This is a genomic window from Flavobacterium sp. GSB-24 (genome assembly GCF_027924665.1).
GTDB lineage: Bacteria > Bacteroidota > Bacteroidia > Flavobacteriales > Flavobacteriaceae > Flavobacterium.
In genome coordinates this window covers 2,854,460-2,874,697 of record NZ_AP027043.1, presented here as the reverse complement: position 1 = coordinate 2,874,697, position 20,238 = coordinate 2,854,460, and the positions used below count along the sequence as shown (strand labels likewise).

Annotated in this window: 25 protein-coding genes; 16 read left to right on the top strand and 9 right to left on the bottom strand. The window is 34.9% G+C overall.

Annotation, left to right across the window (positions count from 1 at the left end):
- Nucleotides 1-36 precede the first annotated feature (36 nt).
- Complete coding sequence (locus QMG60_RS12550; protein ID WP_281865106.1) at nucleotides 37-483, bottom strand: hypothetical protein; 447 nt, start codon at nucleotides 481-483, stop codon at nucleotides 37-39.
- A gap of 156 nt (nucleotides 484-639) precedes the next feature.
- On the opposite strand from QMG60_RS12550, the gene QMG60_RS12545 reads away from it, so the two are divergent.
- The gene (locus tag QMG60_RS12545) at nucleotides 640-1,293 is read left to right on the top strand and encodes a hypothetical protein (RefSeq protein WP_281865105.1); all 654 of its coding nucleotides are present in this window, start codon (nucleotides 640-642) and stop codon (nucleotides 1,291-1,293) included.
- A 62-nt stretch (nucleotides 1,294-1,355) separates the two neighbouring features.
- Here QMG60_RS12545 and QMG60_RS12540 read toward each other — a convergent pair whose 3' ends face one another.
- The 3 genes from QMG60_RS12540 to QMG60_RS12530 are packed head-to-tail and all read right to left on the bottom strand — an operon-like array spanning nucleotide 1,356 to nucleotide 3,444.
- Nucleotides 1,356-2,066: a TIGR00730 family Rossman fold protein gene (locus tag QMG60_RS12540; protein ID WP_281865104.1), complete on the bottom strand. Its 711-nt coding sequence runs from the start codon at nucleotides 2,064-2,066 to the stop codon at nucleotides 1,356-1,358.
- 21 nt (nucleotides 2,067-2,087) lie between these two features.
- On the bottom strand, nucleotides 2,088-2,759 hold the full coding sequence (locus tag QMG60_RS12535) for a BON domain-containing protein (protein WP_281865103.1): 672 nt from the start codon (nucleotides 2,757-2,759) through the stop codon (nucleotides 2,088-2,090).
- Nucleotides 2,760-2,784: 25 nt separating this feature from the next.
- Nucleotides 2,785-3,444 carry a BON domain-containing protein gene (locus QMG60_RS12530; RefSeq protein ID WP_281865102.1) on the bottom strand — a complete coding sequence of 220 codons (660 nt, stop codon included), beginning with the start codon at nucleotides 3,442-3,444 and terminating at the stop codon, nucleotides 2,785-2,787.
- 353 nt (nucleotides 3,445-3,797) lie between these two features.
- Here QMG60_RS12530 and QMG60_RS12525 point away from each other — a divergent pair, with 353 nt between their 5' ends.
- From QMG60_RS12525 to QMG60_RS12500, 6 genes are all read left to right on the top strand, one after another.
- Nucleotides 3,798-4,232 carry a thioredoxin family protein gene (locus tag QMG60_RS12525; protein WP_281865101.1) on the top strand — a complete coding sequence of 145 codons (435 nt, stop codon included), beginning with the start codon at nucleotides 3,798-3,800 and terminating at the stop codon, nucleotides 4,230-4,232.
- A 40-nt stretch (nucleotides 4,233-4,272) separates the two neighbouring features.
- On the top strand, nucleotides 4,273-5,166 hold the full coding sequence (locus QMG60_RS12520) for an FAD:protein FMN transferase (protein WP_281865100.1): 894 nt from the start codon (nucleotides 4,273-4,275) through the stop codon (nucleotides 5,164-5,166).
- Nucleotides 5,163-5,396, top strand: coding sequence for a DUF4266 domain-containing protein (locus tag QMG60_RS12515; protein WP_057116344.1), 234 nt, complete (start codon nucleotides 5,163-5,165; stop codon nucleotides 5,394-5,396). The genes QMG60_RS12520 and QMG60_RS12515 overlap by 4 nt, the downstream gene beginning before the upstream one ends.
- A gap of 18 nt (nucleotides 5,397-5,414) precedes the next feature.
- Nucleotides 5,415-6,599 (top strand): DUF3570 domain-containing protein, encoded by a 1,185-nt coding sequence (locus QMG60_RS12510; RefSeq protein WP_281865099.1) that lies wholly within the window; start codon nucleotides 5,415-5,417, stop codon nucleotides 6,597-6,599.
- A gap of 312 nt (nucleotides 6,600-6,911) precedes the next feature.
- Nucleotides 6,912-7,157, top strand: coding sequence for a CopG family transcriptional regulator (locus QMG60_RS12505; RefSeq protein WP_281865098.1), 246 nt, complete (start codon nucleotides 6,912-6,914; stop codon nucleotides 7,155-7,157).
- Entirely contained in the window at nucleotides 7,150-7,428 is a 279-nt protein-coding gene (locus QMG60_RS12500) for a type II toxin-antitoxin system RelE/ParE family toxin (RefSeq protein ID WP_281865096.1), read from the top strand. The genes QMG60_RS12505 and QMG60_RS12500 overlap by 8 nt, the downstream gene beginning before the upstream one ends.
- Before the next feature lie 411 nt (nucleotides 7,429-7,839).
- On the opposite strand, the gene QMG60_RS12495 is transcribed toward QMG60_RS12500, so the two are convergent.
- The 5 genes from QMG60_RS12495 to dnaK all read right to left on the bottom strand — a co-directional run bounded on the left by QMG60_RS12495 (nucleotide 7,840) and on the right by dnaK (nucleotide 12,939).
- Nucleotides 7,840-8,181: a helix-turn-helix domain-containing protein gene (locus QMG60_RS12495; RefSeq protein WP_281865095.1), complete on the bottom strand. Its 342-nt coding sequence runs from the start codon at nucleotides 8,179-8,181 to the stop codon at nucleotides 7,840-7,842.
- A 107-nt stretch (nucleotides 8,182-8,288) separates the two neighbouring features.
- On the bottom strand, nucleotides 8,289-9,041 hold the full coding sequence (locus QMG60_RS12490) for a hypothetical protein (protein WP_281865094.1): 753 nt from the start codon (nucleotides 9,039-9,041) through the stop codon (nucleotides 8,289-8,291).
- Nucleotides 9,038-10,297: a site-specific integrase gene (locus QMG60_RS12485; RefSeq protein WP_281865093.1), complete on the bottom strand. Its 1,260-nt coding sequence runs from the start codon at nucleotides 10,295-10,297 to the stop codon at nucleotides 9,038-9,040. The genes QMG60_RS12490 and QMG60_RS12485 overlap by 4 nt, the downstream gene beginning before the upstream one ends.
- Nucleotides 10,294-10,737, bottom strand: coding sequence for a helix-turn-helix domain-containing protein (locus tag QMG60_RS12480; protein ID WP_281865092.1), 444 nt, complete (start codon nucleotides 10,735-10,737; stop codon nucleotides 10,294-10,296). Before QMG60_RS12480 ends, QMG60_RS12485 begins: the two co-directional genes overlap by 4 nt.
- Before the next feature lie 315 nt (nucleotides 10,738-11,052).
- On the bottom strand, nucleotides 11,053-12,939 hold the full coding sequence (gene dnaK, locus QMG60_RS12475; RefSeq protein ID WP_057118534.1) for a molecular chaperone DnaK: 1,887 nt from the start codon (nucleotides 12,937-12,939) through the stop codon (nucleotides 11,053-11,055).
- A gap of 380 nt (nucleotides 12,940-13,319) precedes the next feature.
- Between dnaK and QMG60_RS12470 the strand changes: the two genes are divergently transcribed.
- The 9 genes from QMG60_RS12470 to QMG60_RS12430 all read left to right on the top strand — a co-directional run bounded on the left by QMG60_RS12470 (nucleotide 13,320) and on the right by QMG60_RS12430 (nucleotide 20,234).
- Nucleotides 13,320-14,591, top strand: coding sequence for a Na+/H+ antiporter (locus tag QMG60_RS12470; RefSeq protein WP_057118535.1), 1,272 nt, complete (start codon nucleotides 13,320-13,322; stop codon nucleotides 14,589-14,591).
- 59 nt (nucleotides 14,592-14,650) lie between these two features.
- Nucleotides 14,651-15,118, top strand: coding sequence for a hypothetical protein (locus QMG60_RS12465; protein WP_281865091.1), 468 nt, complete (start codon nucleotides 14,651-14,653; stop codon nucleotides 15,116-15,118).
- An 85-nt stretch (nucleotides 15,119-15,203) separates the two neighbouring features.
- A complete protein-coding gene (locus QMG60_RS12460; protein WP_281865090.1) occupies nucleotides 15,204-15,665 on the top strand; it encodes an SRPBCC family protein in 462 nt (153 codons plus the stop codon).
- 78 nt (nucleotides 15,666-15,743) lie between these two features.
- Nucleotides 15,744-16,217: a DUF1203 domain-containing protein gene (locus QMG60_RS12455; RefSeq protein ID WP_281865089.1), complete on the top strand. Its 474-nt coding sequence runs from the start codon at nucleotides 15,744-15,746 to the stop codon at nucleotides 16,215-16,217.
- A gap of 127 nt (nucleotides 16,218-16,344) precedes the next feature.
- On the top strand, nucleotides 16,345-16,782 hold the full coding sequence (locus QMG60_RS12450) for an acyl-CoA thioesterase (RefSeq protein ID WP_134141103.1): 438 nt from the start codon (nucleotides 16,345-16,347) through the stop codon (nucleotides 16,780-16,782).
- An 89-nt stretch (nucleotides 16,783-16,871) separates the two neighbouring features.
- Nucleotides 16,872-17,735 (top strand): mechanosensitive ion channel family protein, encoded by an 864-nt coding sequence (locus tag QMG60_RS12445; protein WP_281865088.1) that lies wholly within the window; start codon nucleotides 16,872-16,874, stop codon nucleotides 17,733-17,735.
- 155 nt (nucleotides 17,736-17,890) lie between these two features.
- Nucleotides 17,891-18,883 carry an alpha/beta hydrolase gene (locus QMG60_RS12440; protein WP_281865087.1) on the top strand — a complete coding sequence of 331 codons (993 nt, stop codon included), beginning with the start codon at nucleotides 17,891-17,893 and terminating at the stop codon, nucleotides 18,881-18,883.
- A gap of 101 nt (nucleotides 18,884-18,984) precedes the next feature.
- Entirely contained in the window at nucleotides 18,985-19,374 is a 390-nt protein-coding gene (locus QMG60_RS12435) for a DUF1398 family protein (protein ID WP_057118542.1), read from the top strand.
- Nucleotides 19,375-19,403: 29 nt separating this feature from the next.
- Nucleotides 19,404-20,234, top strand: coding sequence for a ThuA domain-containing protein (locus QMG60_RS12430; RefSeq protein ID WP_281865086.1), 831 nt, complete (start codon nucleotides 19,404-19,406; stop codon nucleotides 20,232-20,234).
- The last annotated feature ends 4 nt before the right edge of the window (nucleotides 20,235-20,238 follow it).

The window sequence follows — 20,238 nt, the reverse complement described above, 5'->3', positions numbered from 1 at the left end:
AATTCCCAAGTGCAGACAGGTAATTAAACAATCCATTTACTGTACTTTAAATTCTTGAAATTCACATAAAGAAGCTTCAAGTTTAAGTTTTTCCTGCAGATAATCTAATTTCAGCGAATCTAACTTATGTAAAATTGAGGAATTAAAACTTTCAGTGTTAGTTTCGTACTCTTTAATATAATTGACTCTTCTTTTTAATTCTTCGAGGTGATATTTCGCCTCATGCAGCCTCTTTTCTTTGCTCTTATTTTTCCCTTGTATCTTCATTTCTTCCTCTTGATAGCTAATAATTAATTCAGCAGAGGTAATTATACTATCTGATTCCCTATTAAATGAAAACCATTTTCGGAGAGTCTGCTGCTCGATGTTTTTTATTTTCATTAATGAGTCTGTGCTAAGACTTTCATCACTTAACGAATTCTTATTCTGGCAGGAATATAACAGTAAAGTCATAGCACCCAGGATGTTAAATTTTGCATTCATTATTTCTGCTGTTTAAAATTTATATAATATTCATTGAATCAGTATTTTACCGTGTTAAAAACTTATGTTTTCAAATGGTGATTTTGGTCATATTTTCATCGAGCCGGAAATCGTAATTTTATTTTATTGAAAAACTAATTATAATTCTAAAACGATATGAAACCATTTGCTTGCAGCCTTTTAATTTTCTCGGTCTTTTTTGTTCAATGTTCCAGTTCAAATATTACCAGCAGCTGGCACTCGCCAGAAGCATCAACTAGTCTGCAGCATGGCCGCATTATAGTAGTTGGGTTAATGCCAGAATCTGATAAAAGACTACAGCAGAAAATGGAAAATCATCTTGCTGATGACTTATGTAATCTTGGCTACGATGCTGCCGCCTCATCCGATATTTATAATTTTGAAACATATAAGGGGCAGGATCAAAAACAGATAATAAAAGAATTAAAGCAAAATGGGATTATTGCTGTTTTAACAATTGTACTGCTTGATAAACAAAAAGAAACCTATCATGCACCCAAAAGCATGTTTGACGCTGCAGAAGCCGATACTAATAATTTTGATGTTTATTATAATGCCATATACAGTAAAATAAATGAACACGGGTATTATGTAAATAATACCTATTACTTTTGGGAAAGCAGCTTGTTTGTTATGCCAAATCAAGAATTAGTATATTCAGCCAAGACCCAGTCTTTTAATCCTTCTAGTGCTCTTTCTCTTGCACACGAATATGGCAGATTAATATTAAGTGATATGCTGGAACATAATGTAATCACGAATCTTAATAAACAAAAAGAAAAACTGTAGCAGTTACAAATTATTGCCAACAGTGTAGAATTTAACTTAAACAGAGCTAAAACATACAAAATTTAAATTTGGAATTTTGGTTTTAGGCCGTAATGTTTAATGCTATGCTCCATGATAAAAAGTCTTGCTTCTTCAATATCGTCTGTTATCAAGAATAATTTAGAATCTAGTTCGTTTATAGTTGCCTGCTGTTTCAAATGTTTAATATGATCAATTAGATTTTTATGATATGCTGCATTAAATATAATAATGGGGAAGTTTTTAATTTTTCCGGTCTGTATCAGCGTAAGTGCTTCAAAAAATTCGTCCAGCGTACCAAAACCGCCAGGCATGACTATAAAAGCAAAAGAATATTTCACTAAAAGTATCTTTCGGATAAAAAAATGTTTTGTCACAACCCACTTGTCAAGGTACAAATTTGGTATCTGGTCAATAGGAAGTTTTATATTGCACCCTACTGATTTTCCTCCAACTTGTTTTGCTCCCAAGTTTGCGGCTTCCATAAGGCCTGGTCCGCCTCCAGTCATTATGGTAAAACCAAGTTTGGCAAACTCGCCGGAGGCTTTTCTTGTAAATTCATAATAAGGGTGATCTTCTTTAAAACGCGCAGATCCAAAAAAAGTAATACAAGGCCCAACAGTGTACAATTTTCTGAAGCATCTTATCAATTCCCACCAAATAACTAAAATAAATTTCAGCTCGGTTAACCTCGACTGCGGTCCTTCTAAAAACTGAATTTCTGACGAATCGCTATTAGGTCTTGCATTTTTCATGGTTTATATCTTTTAAATCTCTTAGCAGAGATACGGCTGTTCCAGATTCACTTTCAAATGGTTTATCACTTTGATTACTCCTGGCGTTTTGTAAGCAATTTTTTCAGCTTCTTCTTTTTGAAAAATAGAACCCACAGTTCCAGATAGCTGCACGGTCGCTCCTGCAATCTCAATATTTATTTCATCCACATCCAGAGCCCAGTGTCTTTGAAGCGCTTTCTCAAGCAGCTCTTTTTCTACAGGATGAAATGTTTCCCTCCTAAGTTTAATATTATTTGTTACTCCTGCTATTCCTTTTTGATTTTCGACAAGTTCCGCAGCAATATCTCTTTGAAAATTCCAAGGTAAAATTCCGTCAAGAGTAACCCAGCCGCTTTCTACAGTAATGCAGACAGCTTTTTTGGGTATAATATGATTTTCATTAAAATTACTAACAATCTGCTCGGCAATCTTTTGATCTGAAATTACAGCTGATTTTTCAATACAAACCTTTATTTCATCTACAATTGCAGCGATGCCTTTAATTTTCTTAGCAGCATGCAGTGCCTCTTTTTTCTTAACAAGTGAATCAACATTGCCTGTAAGAGTTACTATTGCTTCTTTTACGATCACACCAATTTCTGCTGGATGCAGCAGCGGTTCTGATTTAATTGCCTCCTGCACTTCTCTTTGTAAAACTTCATTACTTTTCATATCTAATGTATTAGTCTTTTGCACATTAATTAAATTCTACAACAATCTCATTATCAACATACCATACACCAGGCGTATTCCAGGCAATTCGTTCTGCTTCCTCTTTTTGAAAGAGAGAATCAACTATACCGCTGAGATATATTGTTTTGCCATCGACCCTGACTTTAATGTTATCAAAATCAAGAATCCAGCTCAGGCGGAGGGCTTTCTCTACTACTTCTTTTGTCATTTCGTCTTTGATTTCAGCTTCGATTTTTATATTATCAATCACGCCTCTAACTCCTGCCAGATATCGAATAGCATTATCAGCTGCTTTTCTTTGAAAATGCCAATGTAGAATGCCATCTAGTGTTACCCACCCATTCTCTACATTAACTTTTATTTTATGATCAGGCACAGCCCAATTTTCATGCAGTGCTTTACTAACTGCAGCTTTAATTTCGGTATCGCTTTTAATAGCTGAAAAGAATAAATCAACCTTAATATCATCTATTACTCCTGTTACACCTGCAATATTTTTAACTGCCTGCTCCGCCTCTTTTTTTTGAGTGTAATTATCCACTGTTCCGCCAAGGGTAACAATACCATCTTGAACAGTAACATCAATTTCATTTGAGCGAAGCAACGGCTCCCATTTGATAGCCTCTACTACTTCTTTGCGTAAAACATCATTATTTTTTTTCATGACAAAAATTTTTAAATTTTACTGAAACTAAATTCCAAGCCATTTTAAGACTTGGATCTGTAAGCAAATTTGAAGTAATAAAGCAGAATTAAAAATGATCCTGATCAATTTGAAAAGTGATTAAAAACATTTTGAAATTAAATGCCAGTACGTACTTTTAAAATGAATTTAAAGAATCCATTTCACTAATACCAACACAAGAAAAACAAAAGTATCGTTCTGAATTTCAAACAATTTATTCTAGAAAAACAGAAGTATAAAACTTGAAAAAATTAATCAAATCTTAAGCTATAAAAAAAAATAAGATCCCTCCGAATTCGTTATTTCGTATATATCTAAAAACAAACGCCAAAATGAAGCTAATTACATTATTCCTGATGTTAACAGTGCTTCCTATAAATTGGGAACCTGACTTTAATAATGCAAAAAAAATTGCAAAAGAAAAGCACGAATTAATTCTTTTGAACTTCTCTGGTTCAGACTGGTGCGGACCCTGCATCGTAACGCGCAAAGAATATTTTGAAAGTCAGGTGTTCACAGATATGGCAAATGAAAATTTAGTACTGGTTAATGCTGATTTTCCAAGAAAAAAGAAAAACATCGGAACAGCCGAACAAGTTAAGCGTAATGAAGCCTTAGCTGAAATATATAATAAAGAAGGCAGTTTTCCTCTAACACTTCTTCTAGATGCTGATGGCAAAGTAATCAAAACCTGGCACGGAAAACCTGAAACCTCACCTGAACAATGGACTGCCGAAATAAAAGCGATCTGTGAAAGCCGAAAATAACATATTTAAAAAGCAAAAATATTCACAATCCCTAAAACTCATGGGAAACAACTTTACCATTACAGTTGTAGCTGAAAATGAGAAAAAAGGAAATGAGAATATTAATCTTGCTATTGAAGAAATCAGGCGGATTGAAAAGCTGTTGACTACTTATAGCACAGATAGCCAGACCAATCTGATTAATGATAATGCAGGAATTCAGCCTGTAAAAGTAGATCTGGAAGTCTTTAATCTTATCGAAAGATCCATTGGAATTTCGAAAATCACACAAGGTGCATTTGATATCTCTTACGGAAGTATCGACAAAAGTCTTTGGAATTTTGACAAAACAATGACCACACTTCCTGATGCACTGACAGCAAAAAAAATGGTGCACCTTATTGATTACAGAAATATCATGCTGGACAAAGAAAACTCAACTGTATTTCTAAAAGAAAAAGGAATGCGGATTGGTTTTGGAGGTATTGGAAAAGGTTATGCCGCTGAAATGGCCAAACAGATCCTTTTAAAACAAAATGTTCAAAGCGGCATTATAAATGCCAGTGGAGATCTGTCTGCATGGGGATTACAGCCCGATGGAAAAAAATGGACAATTGGCGTAGCAAACCCCGACGCTCGAAATGGTGCATTTTCGTATATGGAAATATCCAATAAAGCAGTAGCAACCTCTGGCAACTATGAAAAATTCGTAACCATTAATGAAAAAAAATATTCGCATACCATTGACCCAAAAACAGGGCTGCCAATAACCGGAATAAAAAGTGTTACCATTATCGCTTCTAATGCAGAATTTGCAGATGCAATGGCAACTCCAATAGCAGTTATGGGAATTAAGGCAGGCTTATTTTTAATAGATCAGATCCCTGATTTATATTGTATTATTATCGATGACAGCAATAAAATTTACACATCAAAAAACATTAACCTGAAATGAAAAAGCCAAAGCAAAAAAAACTGGTACTGTTCTGCAGCATTGCTTTTACAGCTATTCTGTTCACCTCTTGTACTTCGGTAAAAGAATACCAGAAGGGAAAAATCAACGATTCTGAAATGGTACTTTCTAATCGAAAAATCGAAAAGACAGAACTCAGTTTTCAATCCTACCGTGAAGGAGCTTCCGGAGCAAATTCAGGAAAAAGCGGTGGCGGCTGCGGGTGTAACTAATTTTGATACGATAAAAAAATGAAAAGAATATTCATAACAGGGTTTGCTTTATTGGCACTATTTCAGGTAAAAGCACAAAATGTTCCTACTGATTCTATTAGTTATAAAAGCAAAAAATTAAAGCTGGAAGAAGTAAATCTGGTTTCCAGTTATTATAAACAGGATGGAGATAATTCTGCCGTTACTGGAGGTATTGGTTCTGAGCACCTTACAGATATAGCAAATACTATTGATGTAAAATTAGTAAAATACGGAGAAACTGGAATTAAGCACACTTTTGACATCGAAGCTGGTATAGATCACTATACCTCAGCATCATCAGATATGATTGATTTGAGTGCCAATTCATCTGCATCTTCTTCAGACAACCGCTTCTATCCTTCTTTGACTTATTTGAGAGAGAATGAAGAAAAAGGAAGAACATTGGGAATTGGTGTTTCATCATCAACGGAGTTTGACTACCAGTCCTTTGGAGGAAACATCAGCTTCTCACAAAAAACAAAAGACAGAAACGGAGAATTTACAGCTAAATTTCAGACCTTTATAGATCAGTTAAAATTAATTGAACCAGTCGAGCTCCGCCCTCCAGGCCAGGAAGGCTATGGCAGCGCCAACCGTAATACTTTTGCAGGAACTTTAAGCTACTCGCAGGTTGTAAACAAGAACCTGCAGGTAATGCTTGTAGGAGATGTAATCAGCCAAAATGGATACTTAAGCCTTCCTTTTCATAGAGTTTATTTTGCAGATGGCTCGGTGCATCAGGAAAAAATGCCGGATACCAGATTCAAAATTCCATTGGGAATCAGAGCCAGTTATTTCTTGGGAGACAATATAATTATTCGTGCTTATTACAGATATTATACTGACGATTGGAGCTTAAAAGCGCATACTGCCGATATTGAAATTCCTGTGAAATTAACCCAGGCTTTTTCAGTCAGTCCTTTTTATAGATATTATACACAAACAGGAACTAAATATTTTAAACCATACGGAGAACATACTGCAGCTGATGAATATTACACCAGCAATTATGATTTATCTAAGTTTAACAGTAGTTTCTTTGGAATGGGAATGAAATTTACGCCTCTAAACGGAATTTTTGGACTTAAACACTGGAATACATTAGAACTCCGTTACGGGCATTATACTAGAACTACTAATATGACTTCGGATATTATAAGCATTAACATTAAATACAAGTGATAGTTGTCATAAACTAAAACTTACGCATTTTATTCTACTAATTCACTATTAATACCCTAAAAGTAAAATTATGGATAGCCAATGGAGATCTTATAGTGTATCCAAAATGTTGATGACAATAAAATTAGGAATTATTAATATAAAAGAGGCTTTGGGGAGCCTCTTTTTAATTTGAGGCAATTATCGTATATGGAGTTGACATCTTTTTTGCAAGTAAAAGCTAAGGCGGTTTTTGTATTTAAGTTTTTTACCAAATCTTTTTCTATTTTCAAAGTTTTGGTGTAAATTTACACCAAATCAATTTTTATCATTATGACACGACAAAGTATATCATTAACTGCTCCTAATGAAGAATGGTTAAAAAATCAGGTTGATACAGAAGAGTTTAGCAGTAAAAGCGAAGCCATTAACTTTTTAATAAAAAAAGCACGTGCACAAGAAGAGTTTTATGACTTTGTAAGAGCTAAATTAGATAAGGGAGAAAAAAGCGGCTTTGTAAAAAAACAAACTAAGGAAGAAATGTTAGCGGAGTTTAAAAAGGATTTGGGAGATGTATAGCTATTATTTAAGTAGCGAAGCCAAAGAAGATTTAAAAAGAATTTATTACTACGGTGTCAGTAAGTTCGGAATGAATCAGGCCGATCACTATTTCAATATGTTTTACGATTGTTTTGACAAAATAGAGCAAAATCCATTTTTATTTCCATCTGCCGACCACATCAAAAAAGGATATCGTTATTGTGTTTGCGGTGTCGATACTATTTACTACCGAATAAATGGAGATGAGCGAATAGAGATTATTACCATTATTGGGAGGCAAGACTTTTAGATCTGGTGTTGTTACCTTTTTACAACAAAAAGTTAAGGAATTTTCAAAAGAGTTTCCATCTGAGAAGCATCTAAATTTAAATTTATCAATAATAAAAAATATTGATATCTTTACAATCATATTATACAGAATAACATCACTAAATATCAATTAGTTAAATATTAAAAAAGCGACAATTAAAGTTCGGGTGCAGAATCGGTTCACTTAGGTTTAAGACATCATAAAAAGGTAGCGTAGATGCGGGTTTGAGCGATATAGTTCGAATCCTGCTCTCCTTGAAACAGTTAAAAGCTTGTCGAAGCAATTAATTTTGAAAGGTTGTTGTATTTTTCTTTAGATAGCTTATTTGTACTAAATCATTTTTGTAAATGTAATGGAGGGCCATAATTAATTTTGTGATCTATTAGTCTTCTATTTATTTCGATTACGAATAAATTTCAATGCTTCTGATTCAATTTCCTGTATTGTTTTCTTTTTCCCTTTAGAAATCCATTCTAAAAGTTCTTTTTCAAAAAAATACAGCTTTTTACCATATTTATAGCACGGAATTTTTTTCTGCCTTACAAGACCGTAAATTGTAGGCTTTGCTTTTCCGATGAGCCGGCTTGCTTCTTCAATACCTATAGGAATACTTTTTTCTTTAGATTCATATATCTGCACATTCTGAATCAGAAGTTTGATCTCGGCAATTTCTTTCACTAAATGAGCTACTGCTTTGGGCAGGTTCTCAAAAGAGATTTCGTTTGTGTCCATAGCTATCGTTTTTAACAGTTATGGTGCAAATGAAAAAAGTGTTTCTGCTGTGTCCTTCTTCACAGCAGAAACACTTGATAAACACAGTGCTTTATATCTATTGGCAGTTAAAAATCTGTAAAATCTTCCATAATCTTTATAAGCCCCTTCTGTTCATCATCTTTCAGATGCGTTTTAATGCTTTTCTCTTCAACATCTTTTAAAGCGTCAGCAAAAGTTAATTTTAAAAATTGTGCGGTCCTGTCCTGTCTGGTTACTTTAAAACAATTCCAGATATTCCAGCCAAAATGATACAGATCGAGATTAGACAAATCTTTTACTTTTACTGGTTTAATCTTTTCAAAATTTATGCCTTCAGCATATATGATTATATTCCTGCCCAATTGCTTCAAATCATCATCCGAAACGTACAGCGCAAACTCTTGCTGCGCATAACGGATGGCAGTATCAATTCTGGCTTGTTTTTGATTTCTGGCTGCATTTTGCCTCTCCTTCCTTAACTGCTGAATATCGATGGCTGAATTTTTATTTTCAGGCATTCCGGACTTAATTACACCATCTTCCTGCTCCTCTTTTATTTTTTTTTCAAGGTATTCATTTGGAATCCTGCTGTCAGGCGATTCATTTTTTTTAGTCTTCAAAAAACGATTCAGCACACCGGCTGCTAATTCGTTTAGAAATAAACTTAGAATCGCAAACATTAAAACTCCAAATCCAGCGCAGATCCAAAAGAAAACGCCGGCCGTATATTCATCCGCACCTTTTTCCAGAAGGACCAGTCTTCCAATTGCACCTACAAAAACACAGACTAAAAAAACAGACAGGTAAACTGCTATATATTCAAAGTACTTTATTTTCATTTCCCTGTTTTCTTTAAAGATTCCAATTGTATTGCCTGCGAAGCTCTGTTTTTCTTCTCATCTATTACTTTGGCGTAGATTTGAGTAGTTTTTACGTTGGTATGCCCGAGCATTTTACTGACCGTATAGATGTCTGTCCCGCTTGAGAGCTGCAGTGTTGCAAATGTATGGCGGAAGCAGTGGAAGGTAATGTTCTTTTTAATGCCGGCAGATTCAACCCATTTTTTCAGAGGGCGTGAAATCCAGGACGGGTCCGGCAGATCCTCAAAAACAAGCTGCCCGGGAAGCCTTGGTTCTCCGCAGAGCTGGAAAGCCTGCCGGGAAATAGGCATATATTCCACACCCCTTGTCTTTTTCTGCGTGAAATGCAGTTTGGCCATACCGTCTTCCAGGCTTATCTCTTTCCATCGGAGCTTCTGAATGTCGGAATGCCGCAGGCCGGTTAGAGCAGAGAAAAGCGCGGCTCTTTTAAGGACGTCTTTTTCACAGGGTGTTTCAGCCAATGCATTCAATTCTTTAATGGTCAGATATTCACGTCTTGACTCCTGATCCGGAATGCCTTTTATTTTTGAAGATAAATCAACTGTTAGATATCCATCGATAAAGGCCTGCTTTAAAGCCGCTTTAAAAATGGAGAAATACCTTGCCGCAGTGTTGCGGGAAAGTATTCCTTTTTTGCCTCCTCCGAGCGGGGCACCCAGCAGAAACAGTTTAAAATCTTCCGACATTGTGATGTCAACCTCGGAAAACATCAGGCTGCCTTTGGAATAGCTTTTTAAAAATTCTCTTGTCCGCTCCCAATTGATCTGAATGGATTTTGAACCTCGTGCGTGTCTTTTAGCCGCCACAGCAGCTAGATATCTAATAAAATCCTCTTTTCCTTTCTCTTTCTGTTCCGCCAATAGGTTATCAGCATCACTGTACAGATCTGTATTATCGTATTCCTTCTGCCGGATTTTGCGCACTCCGTCCGCATACAGCATTATTTCACGGTCGCTTTCGCTTCTGCACATTATTACCCCGTTATCGGTGCGTCTGGGTTTGTAGGATTTAGTTCCGTCTGCATCTGTGCGGGCAGTTCTTTTCTTGTCCCACTCCACTGTTGTTACGGATCTGTTTAAATATTCACGGATTCTCTGGGGCGTTTTCTTCCCGGAAACCTCAACAGGATAGCTTTCTATATAAACATACCATTCTTTTCGGTCTACTGCCTTTCGAAGACGAACAGTCACCTTGGTTTTTGCTAATTGTTTCATATAAAATCATTTCCGTTATACAAGTTATCAATTTCGCTTTTTGGAGCATATACATATTTTCCAATCTGTCTGGTCGGGATCGAATATTTCCTGATATGGCTGTAGACAGAACCTTCAGATATTTGAAACCTATTAGCTATTTCGCCGATAGAATAGCAGTCTTCTTTTTCAAGGCTGTATAATTTTTTCTTCGGTGGGCTTTCAGCCTGCTGCAGGATGCTTGCAGGGCCGAACATCTCTTCCATAACTCTGCGGTCTATTCTTATAAGGCGGGATCCCAGATTAATTGAAGGAATTTTTCCCTGCCCGACAAGCCGGTAAAGGGACTTATTGTTAATGCCAAAAAGCATGCCAGCTTCAGGAACAGAGATAAATGCCCTGTTCTCGGGTATTTTATCCGTAAGCGCTTTGAGCTCCTCTTCAATTTTAAGCCGTTTCATCTTCAGTTTGTATGCTTTTTTACTGCATACATGGGAGCAGTAGACAGAAGTGACGGTTTTAGGAAGAAATCCTTCCCCGCAGTTAATACATTATTTATCAGATATTTTCATTATCTTTGTCTCCTCTTAAGGTACCATAAGGGACATAAGTCCCACTTCGTCTCCACTTAAGGGACAGGTACAAATATGGTACAAATATATGATAAAAAACGATTAAAAAACAGCAGAATCTAAAAAGGGCTAAAAAGAAAAAGCGCTGTAAACATTACGTTTACAGCGCTTTAGCACTTATTGTTAACTGATATTAATCAGTACTTACTTAACTTCTTCGAATTCAACGTCTTCAACATTGTCTCCCGAAGACTGCTCTTGTTGTGGAGCAGCTTGTTGACCTTGTTCACCACCTTGAGCGTACATTGCTTCTGTAGCTGTTTTCCAAGCTGCATTTACATTGTCTAATCCTTTTTGGATTGCATCAAGATCTTGAGATTGGTGAGCCATTCTCAATTCAGTTAAAGCATATTCGATAGCTGTTTTGTGCTCATCTGTAAGTTTATCTCCTAACTCTTTCAATTGAGATTCAGTTTGGAAAATAGTACTATCAGCTTCGTTCAATTTCTCAGCTCTTTCTTTTGCAATTCTGTCAGCATCAGCGTTAGCTTCAGCGTCTTTTTTCATTTTTTCGATTTCTTCAGCTGTTAATCCAGAAGAAGCTTCGATACGGATATCATGAGATTTTCCTGTTCCTTTGTCAGTTGCAGAAACTTTGATGATACCATTAGCATCGATATCGAAAGTTACTTCAATTTGAGGAACTCCTCTTGGTGCTGGTGGAATACCATCTAAGTGGAAACGACCGATAGTTTTGTTATCAGCAGCCATTGCTCTTTCTCCTTGTAATACGTGGATTTCAACAGATGGTTGAGAATCAGCAGCAGTAGAGAATACTTGAGATTTTTTAGTTGGGATAGTTGTGTTAGACTCGATTAATTTAGTCAATACACCACCCATAGTTTCGATACCTAAAGAAAGAGGTGTTACGTCAAGTAACAATACATCTTTTACATCTCCAGATAAAACTCCACCTTGAATAGCAGCTCCAATAGCAACAACCTCATCAGGGTTAACACCTTTAGATGCTTTTTTACCGAAGAATTTTTCAACTTCGTCAGCGATTCTTGGCATACGAGTAGAACCTCCTACAAGGATTACTTCGTCGATATCAGATGTAGATAAACCTGCATCTTTTAATGCTTTAGCAACTGGTTCCATAGAACGTTTTACTAAAGTATCAGATAATTGCTCAAATTTAGCTCTAGATAATTTTTTCACTAAGTGTTTTGGTCCAGAAGCAGTAGCAGTTACGTATGGTAAGTTGATTTCTGTTTCAGCAGAAGATGATAATTCAATCTTAGCTTTCTCAGCAGCTTCTTTTAAACGTTGCAATGACATTGGGTCTAAACGTAAATCAATACCTTCTTCAGATTTGAATTCGTCAGCTAACCAGTCAATAATAACTTGGTCAAAATCATCACCACCTAAGTGAGTATCACCATTTGTAGATAATACTTCGAATACACCGTCTCCTAATTCAAGAACAGAGATATCAAAAGTACCTCCACCTAAATCGTAAACAGCAATTTTTTGATCAGTTCCTTTTTTATCTAATCCGTAAGCAAGTGCAGCAGCAGTTGGCTCGTTGATGATACGCATAACTTTAAGACCAGCGATTTCACCAGCTTCTTTTGTAGCTTGACGTTGCGCATCGTTAAAGTAAGCAGGAACAGTAATAACTGCCTCAGTAACTGTTTGACCTAAATAGTCTTCAGCAGTTTTTTTCATTTTTTGAAGTGTCATTGCAGACAATTCTTGAGCAGTGTATAAACGACCGTCAATATCCACACGTGGAGTATTGTTGTCACCTTTTACAACACTGTAAGGAACTCTTTTTGCCTCATCTTGAGTTTCAGCAAAAGTGTGTCCCATAAAACGTTTAATAGAAGCAATCGTTTTTGTAGGATTCGTTACTGCTTGTCTTTTTGCAGGATCACCTACTTTAATTTCGCCACCTTCAACAAAAGCGATGATAGATGGTGTAGTTCTTTTTCCTTCTGCGTTAGGGATAACAACTGCTTCGTTACCTTCCATTACAGAAACACAAGAGTTCGTCGTACCTAAGTCAATTCCGATTATTTTACCCATTTTTTATATATTTAATTTTTGATTTAATTTCATAACTCAGGTGGCATAAGTCAATCTTTATGCCAATATAAAAAACCAAAGTAATTTGTCAGTTTTAATAATGGCACAACAAAAATCATCTGACAACATGACATTTTTCAAACCTGACAATCATGGCATGATATATTTTTTCATGTCATTATTAAGGCATTAAGGAGCTATTTCCCGCTATCCGCTATATCTTTTATGCCTCCCAAAGCTTCGAAACCGGCATAAAGGGATATCGTTGCTATCGGGGCTAGGACAATCATTTTTATAATTACTTTTCGTACTATCAAATCAGAATAATTTTTAATTAAATACTGAATTACTTACATTAGCCTTTTTTCTAAATAATATAAATGGAGAATTACAGCATCATTATATTCATACTTGCCATTGTCATAGGATTATCTGCCTTTGCCGACACAATAAAATTACCTCAGCCTATTTTATTGGTTATAGTGGGAATTGCAATTGGTTTTATTCCGACAATGACCGAAATCGAAATCAATCCCGAGATTATTTTCCTGATATTTCTGCCTCCATTATTATATGATGCTTCTTTTAACATATCGCCAAAAGATTTCAAAACCAACATCAACACTATCGGAGCTTTGGCTGTTTCATTGGTTTTTATGACCGCTGCGGGAATTGCCGTTGTTGCTTATTTAATGATTCCAGGAATGACCTGGCCGCTTGCTTTTGTATTAGGAGCAATACTTTCGGCCACAGATGCCGTTGCCGCGATCAGCATTACTAAAGGATTAAAATTGTCACACAAAACATTAACAATTTTAGAAGGAGAAAGTCTTATAAATGATGCTTCTGCACTTGTAGCGTACCGTTTTGCAGTTGCTGCAGTTTTAGGATCTTCTTTTATAATCTGGAAAGCTACCCTTGAATTTATATTTTTACTCGGAGGTGGATTTTTAGTTGGTTTTGTCATGGCAAAAATCCTGGCTTTTATTTTAAACAGAGTTCATAAAAACGTAAACGTAACGATAAGTTTCATGCTTTTAATGCCGTTTGTGGCGTATTTAGTTGCTGAACATCTGCATGTTTCTGGTGTAATTGCAGTTGTAATTTTAGGGTTAGCAATTGCTCGTTTCAGCAATAAAATTTTCCCCGAAAGTCTAAAAAACCAATCTAAAAGTCTTTGGGACATTATTATTTTTCTTCTAAACGGATTAATCTTCATCTTAATCGGACTTAACTTTCGCTACATTTTAAAAGATATTGACGAAGGAATGGTTTTGCCTTATATTGGATATGCTGCAATTATAACAGTTGTAGCTTTGTTAATTAGAATGGCAAGGATATTTCTTCAAAAAATCAATCTCCAAAAAGCATTTCAAAACGGAAAAGGAAAAAGAAAAATCAGCGAACATGCACTTCTCGATTTTAATAACAGTATAATTTTAAGCTGGTCTGGAATGCGCGGAATTGTTTCACTTGCCATAGCAATTGGACTTCCAAAATTTCTTGAAGACGGAACTCCGTTTCCAGAACGCAATGCTATTATCTTTATTTCTGTAGCAGTTGTGCTTTTAACTCTTATTGGTCAAGGACTTACTTTGCCATTGATTGTTAAAAAACTAAATCCTAAAAAAACAGAAAAAGCTCCATCTTGATTTTAATCGTTTTACGCATAATATAATTTTCCCTAACCAATAACTATAAACCACAAAACATGAATTCAGAATTACAAAGCCAATTTGACGAATTTGACAAACCTCCCGTAATAAGACGTAAATTATTACCTTGGTGGATTAAAACTTTCTGCTGGATCTTTATGCTTTTAGCTGTCGCTGCATTTGGCTCGCTTATTACAAATCTTTTTGTGCCAAATGTAAATTTATCTCTTTACGGGTTTTCAAGCAACACAGCATACTCTGGAACTGGTCTTTTTATCATTGCGATTATGCTTTTAAAAGGATTTGCAGCCTATTCACTTTGGTTCGAAAAACCAAATGCGATTAATATTGCAAAATTAGATGCCGTTTGTGGTGTCGCAATATGCATTGCTTCTATGTTTATAATTCCTTTTAGTATGGGAGATGGTCACTTTTCACTAAGGCTCGAAATTTTATTATTAATTCCTTATTACATAAAAGTTAACAAGATAGAATATGAATGGGATAATCTCGAAACTATCTAACATAGAACACAGATTAACAACTAATTAAAAATTTAATACTAATTTTATCCTACTCCGTTTTTGTTTAATTTAAAACTCATCAGAAATGACTTCAGATATTCTTTCGACAACACCAGATTCCGAAATTGTTACGACGCGAATTTTAAATTTCCCGCAGGAACTGGTTTTTAAAGCTTGGAGTACTCCCGAACATTTGAAAAATTGGTGGGGACCAAAAGGTTTTACGAATACTTTCAATGAATTTAATTTTTGCGAAGGTGGCAAATGGAGCTTTATCATGCACGGTCCGGAAGCAGGAAATTATGCCAATGAATGCGAATTTATAAAAATAGACAAACCGAATCTAATAGCGTGGAAACGTCATTCTAAACCATTATTTCAAATTCTCACGACATTTGAAACTGTTGCCGAAAATCAGACAAAAGTTTTGTTTAAAATGCTTTTTGAAACCGAAGAAGAATGCCAAAAACTCAAACCGTATGTTGTCGATAAAAATGAAGAGAATTTTGATAAGTTAGAAGATGAGTTGGGACGAATGGCCTCGTAAATATATCAAGTAAAAAAAACACAGCAAGATTTGGATTTTTTTTCATTCGAACAAACATGATTTTTGCTTAAAAAAATTATGGAAACAAATTTTAAAATCAAGCCTTTAAATCATGTAGAGTTTTCAGGCTACTTCGAATTAACAAATCTAGAACTAGAAAAAATCGGGGCAATTAAAATGATAGTCGATAAATTCCCGGGGTTTCCCTGCAGAATAAGTCTAGAAGATGCACAAATTGGGGAAGAAGTTATTTTATTGCCATACAACCATCATAAAACAACTTCTCCTTATCAAGCAAGCGGACCGATCTTTATACGAAATAAAAACTCTACACCAACATTCGAAATCAACCAGATTCCACAACTGTTTAATCATAGATTACTTTCGTTGCGTGGTTATGACAAAAACGGTATAATGAAAGAAGCATCTGTAATTGAAGGAAAGACTCTAAAAGAGCATATTATTAAAACTTTCGGAAACGAAAAAATAGATTACATACATATCCACAATGCAAGACCAGGCTGTTATAACTGTTTAGTTGAAAGAGCATAAAAAATTTGTTTTCTAATATCTAATGAAATTGGAAAACAATAAAAAAATATGCACGCATAGTAATTTTATAATATTCTTTTATTTTTTATTCGTAATTTCGATTTCTCATCAAAATTACAACTATAAAATGGCTTCATTTGTAAAAGAAATATCTTTCCGCTGGTCAGATCTTGACCCAAACTTTCACGTTCGTCACAGTGCTTATTACGATTTTGGCGCGCAGCATCGTATTGAAATCCTTGAAGAACTTGGGTTAACATTAAAAGTAATGCAGACACAAGGTTTTGGTCCTGTTTTATTTAGAGAAGAATGCGTTTTTAGAAAAGAATTAAAACTTTCTGACAAAATATTCATTCATACCAAAACTTCAAAAATGAAAGCCGATGCTTCTCGCTGGTCGATTATTCACGAATTTAGAAGAGAAGACGATACCCTTTGCGCAACAATTACTGTAGACGGAGCCTGGATGGATACCAAACTACGAAAATTAGCTTCTCCAACTCCAGAAATTGCAGTTCAAGCGCTGAGTATTTTTCCAAAAAGCGATGATTTTGTTGGACTTTAAAAATAAAGTGTATTTATCTTAACTTTATAATCCAAAAAACGATATTTGAATATCTGTTTTTTGGATTTTTTTTCTCAAAATTAAAATTTATGATCGATTACTTTAAGGACTTCCGAATCGGTATTTTTATAACTATAATAATCATTATCACAATCATTCTTGGCGCGATTACAGATCGAGTGCTTCGTTATCTTTTGTACAAGAAAGAAACGAATAAAGAATATGATGCCACTGGGTTTAAATTCTTAAAACACTTAATTATAACGCTAATTTACATACTTGGGTTTGCCTTTGCCTTAATCCAAATTCCTGAATTTAAAATCATTGGACATTCTTTTTTAGCAGGTGCTGGAGTTATTTCTCTGGTTGCGGGTTTGGCTTCTCAGCAAGCTTTGAGTAATATTGTCAGCGGCATATTTTTAGTCATTTTTAAACCGTTTAAAATCAATGATAAAATCACCATAAATAATTTTGTAGGTACTGTTGAAGATATCAATTTGAGACAAGTCGTTCTAAAAGATGCCGAAAACAATAGAATTATTATTCCGAATTCTGTTATCAGCAATCAAATTATTGTGAATACTAATATGCACGATACAAAATGCTGTAAAATAATCGAAATTGGAATTGGTTATGATTCTGATGTTGAAAAAGCATTGGAAATCATAAAAGATGAAATCGCCAAACATCCTCTTTTTATTGATATCCGAACAGCAGAAGCCAAAAAGCAAAAAACTCCCCTTGTTATAGCACGTGTTGTCGCATTGGCCGATTCTAGTGTAAACCTAAAAGCGTGGGCTTGGGCAAAAAACTCTACTGACGGATTTGTAATGTACTGCGATTTACTGCAGAGCATTAAAAAAAGATTTGATGAAAACAATATCGACATTCCGTATCCACAGCGTGTTGTAACTTTAAAAAACATTGATCTAAAAAATCTAGATCTAAAATAATCTGAAATAATCTTAGAAGTCATTCACCAAATTATTGCTTTAATGGCTTAATTTTTAACTCAATCGGTTTTTTCCCATAACTTTAAGAGTGGATTTTTTGGTTTTAAAAATGCATAGCGGTAATTTTATAATCCTTAATAAAAAACCATTTTTAAATGAAAACTTTAAAACTCCTTATACTTTTACTGCCGTTTTTTAGTTTGGCACAAGAACAGAAAATCAAACAGTTAGACATTAATTTAACGAATTATGAATATCCGTTTCCTGTCCAATTTTTAGAATTAAGTAATCAGCGTCAAGCACTTAAAATTGCTTATATGGACATTAAACCAAATAATTATAACAATAAAAATATTGTACTGCTTCACGGAAAAAATTTCAATGGAGCTTATTGGGAAACTACCATAAAGGCATTGACAAAAGAAGGTTTTAGAGTGATTATACCCGACCAGATTGGTTTTGGAAAATCGACAAAACCTGATAATTTTCAATATACTTTTCAGCAGTTAGCTCAAAATACCAAGAAACTTTTAGATCATTTGGGAATTGAAAAAACAACCATTTTAGGTCATTCTATGGGCGGAATGCTGGCAACACGTTTTGCGCTAATGTATCCTGAAACTACAGAAAAACTAGTTTTGGAAAATCCAATTGGTTTAGAAGATTGGAAATTAGTCGTTCCTTACAAACCTGTAGATTGGTGGTACGAGTCTGAATTGAAACAAAATTATGAAGCCATCAAAAAATATCAAATGGCTAATTATTATGATGGAAAGTGGAATGCAGATTACCAGAAATGGGCAGAACTCGGCGCGGGATGGACAACAGCTCCAAATTATGACCGCGTGGCGTGGAATTCTGCACTTTTATACGATATGATTTTTACACAGCCTGTTTTGTATGAATTTAAAAACATCAAAAGTCCGACGCTTTTAATCATTGGAACGAGAGATAAAACTGCTTTAGGAAAACCTTTGGTTGCCGCAGAAGTCCAAAAAACAATGGGAAATTATGCTGAATTGGGTAAAAAAACGCAGCAAGCAATTCCGAACTCAAAATTGGTTGAAGTCCCAAATACAGGACATTTACCGCATATCGAATCTTTTGATTCATTTATAAAACCATTAATCGTATTTTTGAAACAATAACTTTTTTGTCTGCCACAAATTACACGAATTTGCACTAATTTTAATGTGCATCAAACTAAAAAATAATTCGTGGCAAAAAAACTAACTTAAAAACTAAAATTATGTTTACAATTGAACAAATAAAAGAAGCTCATGCAAAAGTGAAAACTGGAGCTGATTTTCCAAATTATATACAAGATTTAATCATCTTAGGCGTAAAAGGATACGACACTTACGTACACGACGGAAGCGTTGTCTATTACGGTTTAAACAATTATACAGCCGAAGCTGAGGAAAAATATCCTGAAATAAAAGTGGCTGATTTTCCAAACAAAGAACTTTTTATCGAATTCTTAGTAAAACATCAGCACGGTGAAACTGATTATATGACATTCTGCAAACATTGCGCACAATGTGGTATTGCAAAATGGCGTGTAGACATTATTGAAATGACTTGTACTTATTTTGACAAATCTGAAAATGAGATTTTGATCGAAAAAATTCCTAGTTAATATTCATGTCCTTTTTTAATCAAAATTCGATGGGCATTTTTAAAAGAATTATTTTATTTTTTGTTCTAACAATTTCTTTCTTTGGTTTTTCTCAAAGCAAAAAAGAAAATCCAAAATTTAAAGTAATTGCTTTTTACACCGCAAAAAACGATCAGGCGCATATTAGCTTTGTCCATGAGGCCAATAAATATTTTCCAAAATTGGCAGCAGAAAATCATTTTCAGTATGATTCAACGAGCAATTGGGAAAATCTTAATGCTAAGTTTTTAGCAAAATATCAAGTGGTTTTATTTTTAGATACACGCCCGGAAAAGAAAGAAGAACGGGAAGCTTTTCAAAAATACATGGAAAATGGCGGCGGTTTCATAGGATTTCATTTTTCAGCATTTGCTTTAAATGATTCCAGTTATAATCAGGATTGGAATTGGTATCATAATACTTTTTTAGGATCTGGCGAATATGGAAGCAACACCTGGAAACCAACTTCGGCAGTTCTTAGAGTTGAAAATCAGCATCCTGTCACCAAAAATCTGCCAAAGACTTTTACATCAGCACCAAACGAATGGTATCGATGGTCTAATGATTTGACGAAAAATCAAGGCATCGAAATTTTAGTCGCAATTGACGAATCCAGCTTTCCATTAGGAACTGGTCCAAAAGCACATGAAATTTGGCACAGCGGTTACTATCCAGTTGTATGGACGAATAAAAAATATAAAATGCTGTACGTAAATATGGGGCACAATGATATTGATTATGAAGGCGGTACAAACAAAACCTTATCGTATACTTTTGAAAATAAAACACAAAGCCAGTTAATATTGAATGCATTGCTTTGGCTCGGAAATTCAAAAAAATAAAACA

Coding starts and splice junctions, on each gene's coding strand:
- QMG60_RS12550 (WP_281865106.1), bottom strand. CDS start 483: ATGAATGCAAAATTTAACATCCTGGGTGCTATGACTTTACTGTTATAT.
- QMG60_RS12545 (WP_281865105.1), top strand. CDS start 640: ATGAAACCATTTGCTTGCAGCCTTTTAATTTTCTCGGTCTTTTTTGTT.
- QMG60_RS12540 (WP_281865104.1), bottom strand. CDS start 2,066: ATGAAAAATGCAAGACCTAATAGCGATTCGTCAGAAATTCAGTTTTTA.
- QMG60_RS12535 (WP_281865103.1), bottom strand. CDS start 2,759: ATGAAAAGTAATGAAGTTTTACAAAGAGAAGTGCAGGAGGCAATTAAA.
- QMG60_RS12530 (WP_281865102.1), bottom strand. CDS start 3,444: ATGAAAAAAAATAATGATGTTTTACGCAAAGAAGTAGTAGAGGCTATC.
- QMG60_RS12525 (WP_281865101.1), top strand. CDS start 3,798: ATGAAGCTAATTACATTATTCCTGATGTTAACAGTGCTTCCTATAAAT.
- QMG60_RS12520 (WP_281865100.1), top strand. CDS start 4,273: ATGGGAAACAACTTTACCATTACAGTTGTAGCTGAAAATGAGAAAAAA.
- QMG60_RS12515 (WP_057116344.1), top strand. CDS start 5,163: ATGAAAAAGCCAAAGCAAAAAAAACTGGTACTGTTCTGCAGCATTGCT.
- QMG60_RS12510 (WP_281865099.1), top strand. CDS start 5,415: ATGAAAAGAATATTCATAACAGGGTTTGCTTTATTGGCACTATTTCAG.
- QMG60_RS12505 (WP_281865098.1), top strand. CDS start 6,912: ATGACACGACAAAGTATATCATTAACTGCTCCTAATGAAGAATGGTTA.
- QMG60_RS12500 (WP_281865096.1), top strand. CDS start 7,150: ATGTATAGCTATTATTTAAGTAGCGAAGCCAAAGAAGATTTAAAAAGA.
- QMG60_RS12495 (WP_281865095.1), bottom strand. CDS start 8,181: ATGGACACAAACGAAATCTCTTTTGAGAACCTGCCCAAAGCAGTAGCT.
- QMG60_RS12490 (WP_281865094.1), bottom strand. CDS start 9,041: ATGAAAATAAAGTACTTTGAATATATAGCAGTTTACCTGTCTGTTTTT.
- QMG60_RS12485 (WP_281865093.1), bottom strand. CDS start 10,297: ATGAAACAATTAGCAAAAACCAAGGTGACTGTTCGTCTTCGAAAGGCA.
- QMG60_RS12480 (WP_281865092.1), bottom strand. CDS start 10,737: ATGAAACGGCTTAAAATTGAAGAGGAGCTCAAAGCGCTTACGGATAAA.
- dnaK (WP_057118534.1), bottom strand. CDS start 12,939: ATGGGTAAAATAATCGGAATTGACTTAGGTACGACGAACTCTTGTGTT.
- QMG60_RS12470 (WP_057118535.1), top strand. CDS start 13,320: ATGGAGAATTACAGCATCATTATATTCATACTTGCCATTGTCATAGGA.
- QMG60_RS12465 (WP_281865091.1), top strand. CDS start 14,651: ATGAATTCAGAATTACAAAGCCAATTTGACGAATTTGACAAACCTCCC.
- QMG60_RS12460 (WP_281865090.1), top strand. CDS start 15,204: ATGACTTCAGATATTCTTTCGACAACACCAGATTCCGAAATTGTTACG.
- QMG60_RS12455 (WP_281865089.1), top strand. CDS start 15,744: ATGGAAACAAATTTTAAAATCAAGCCTTTAAATCATGTAGAGTTTTCA.
- QMG60_RS12450 (WP_134141103.1), top strand. CDS start 16,345: ATGGCTTCATTTGTAAAAGAAATATCTTTCCGCTGGTCAGATCTTGAC.
- QMG60_RS12445 (WP_281865088.1), top strand. CDS start 16,872: ATGATCGATTACTTTAAGGACTTCCGAATCGGTATTTTTATAACTATA.
- QMG60_RS12440 (WP_281865087.1), top strand. CDS start 17,891: ATGAAAACTTTAAAACTCCTTATACTTTTACTGCCGTTTTTTAGTTTG.
- QMG60_RS12435 (WP_057118542.1), top strand. CDS start 18,985: ATGTTTACAATTGAACAAATAAAAGAAGCTCATGCAAAAGTGAAAACT.
- QMG60_RS12430 (WP_281865086.1), top strand. CDS start 19,404: ATGGGCATTTTTAAAAGAATTATTTTATTTTTTGTTCTAACAATTTCT.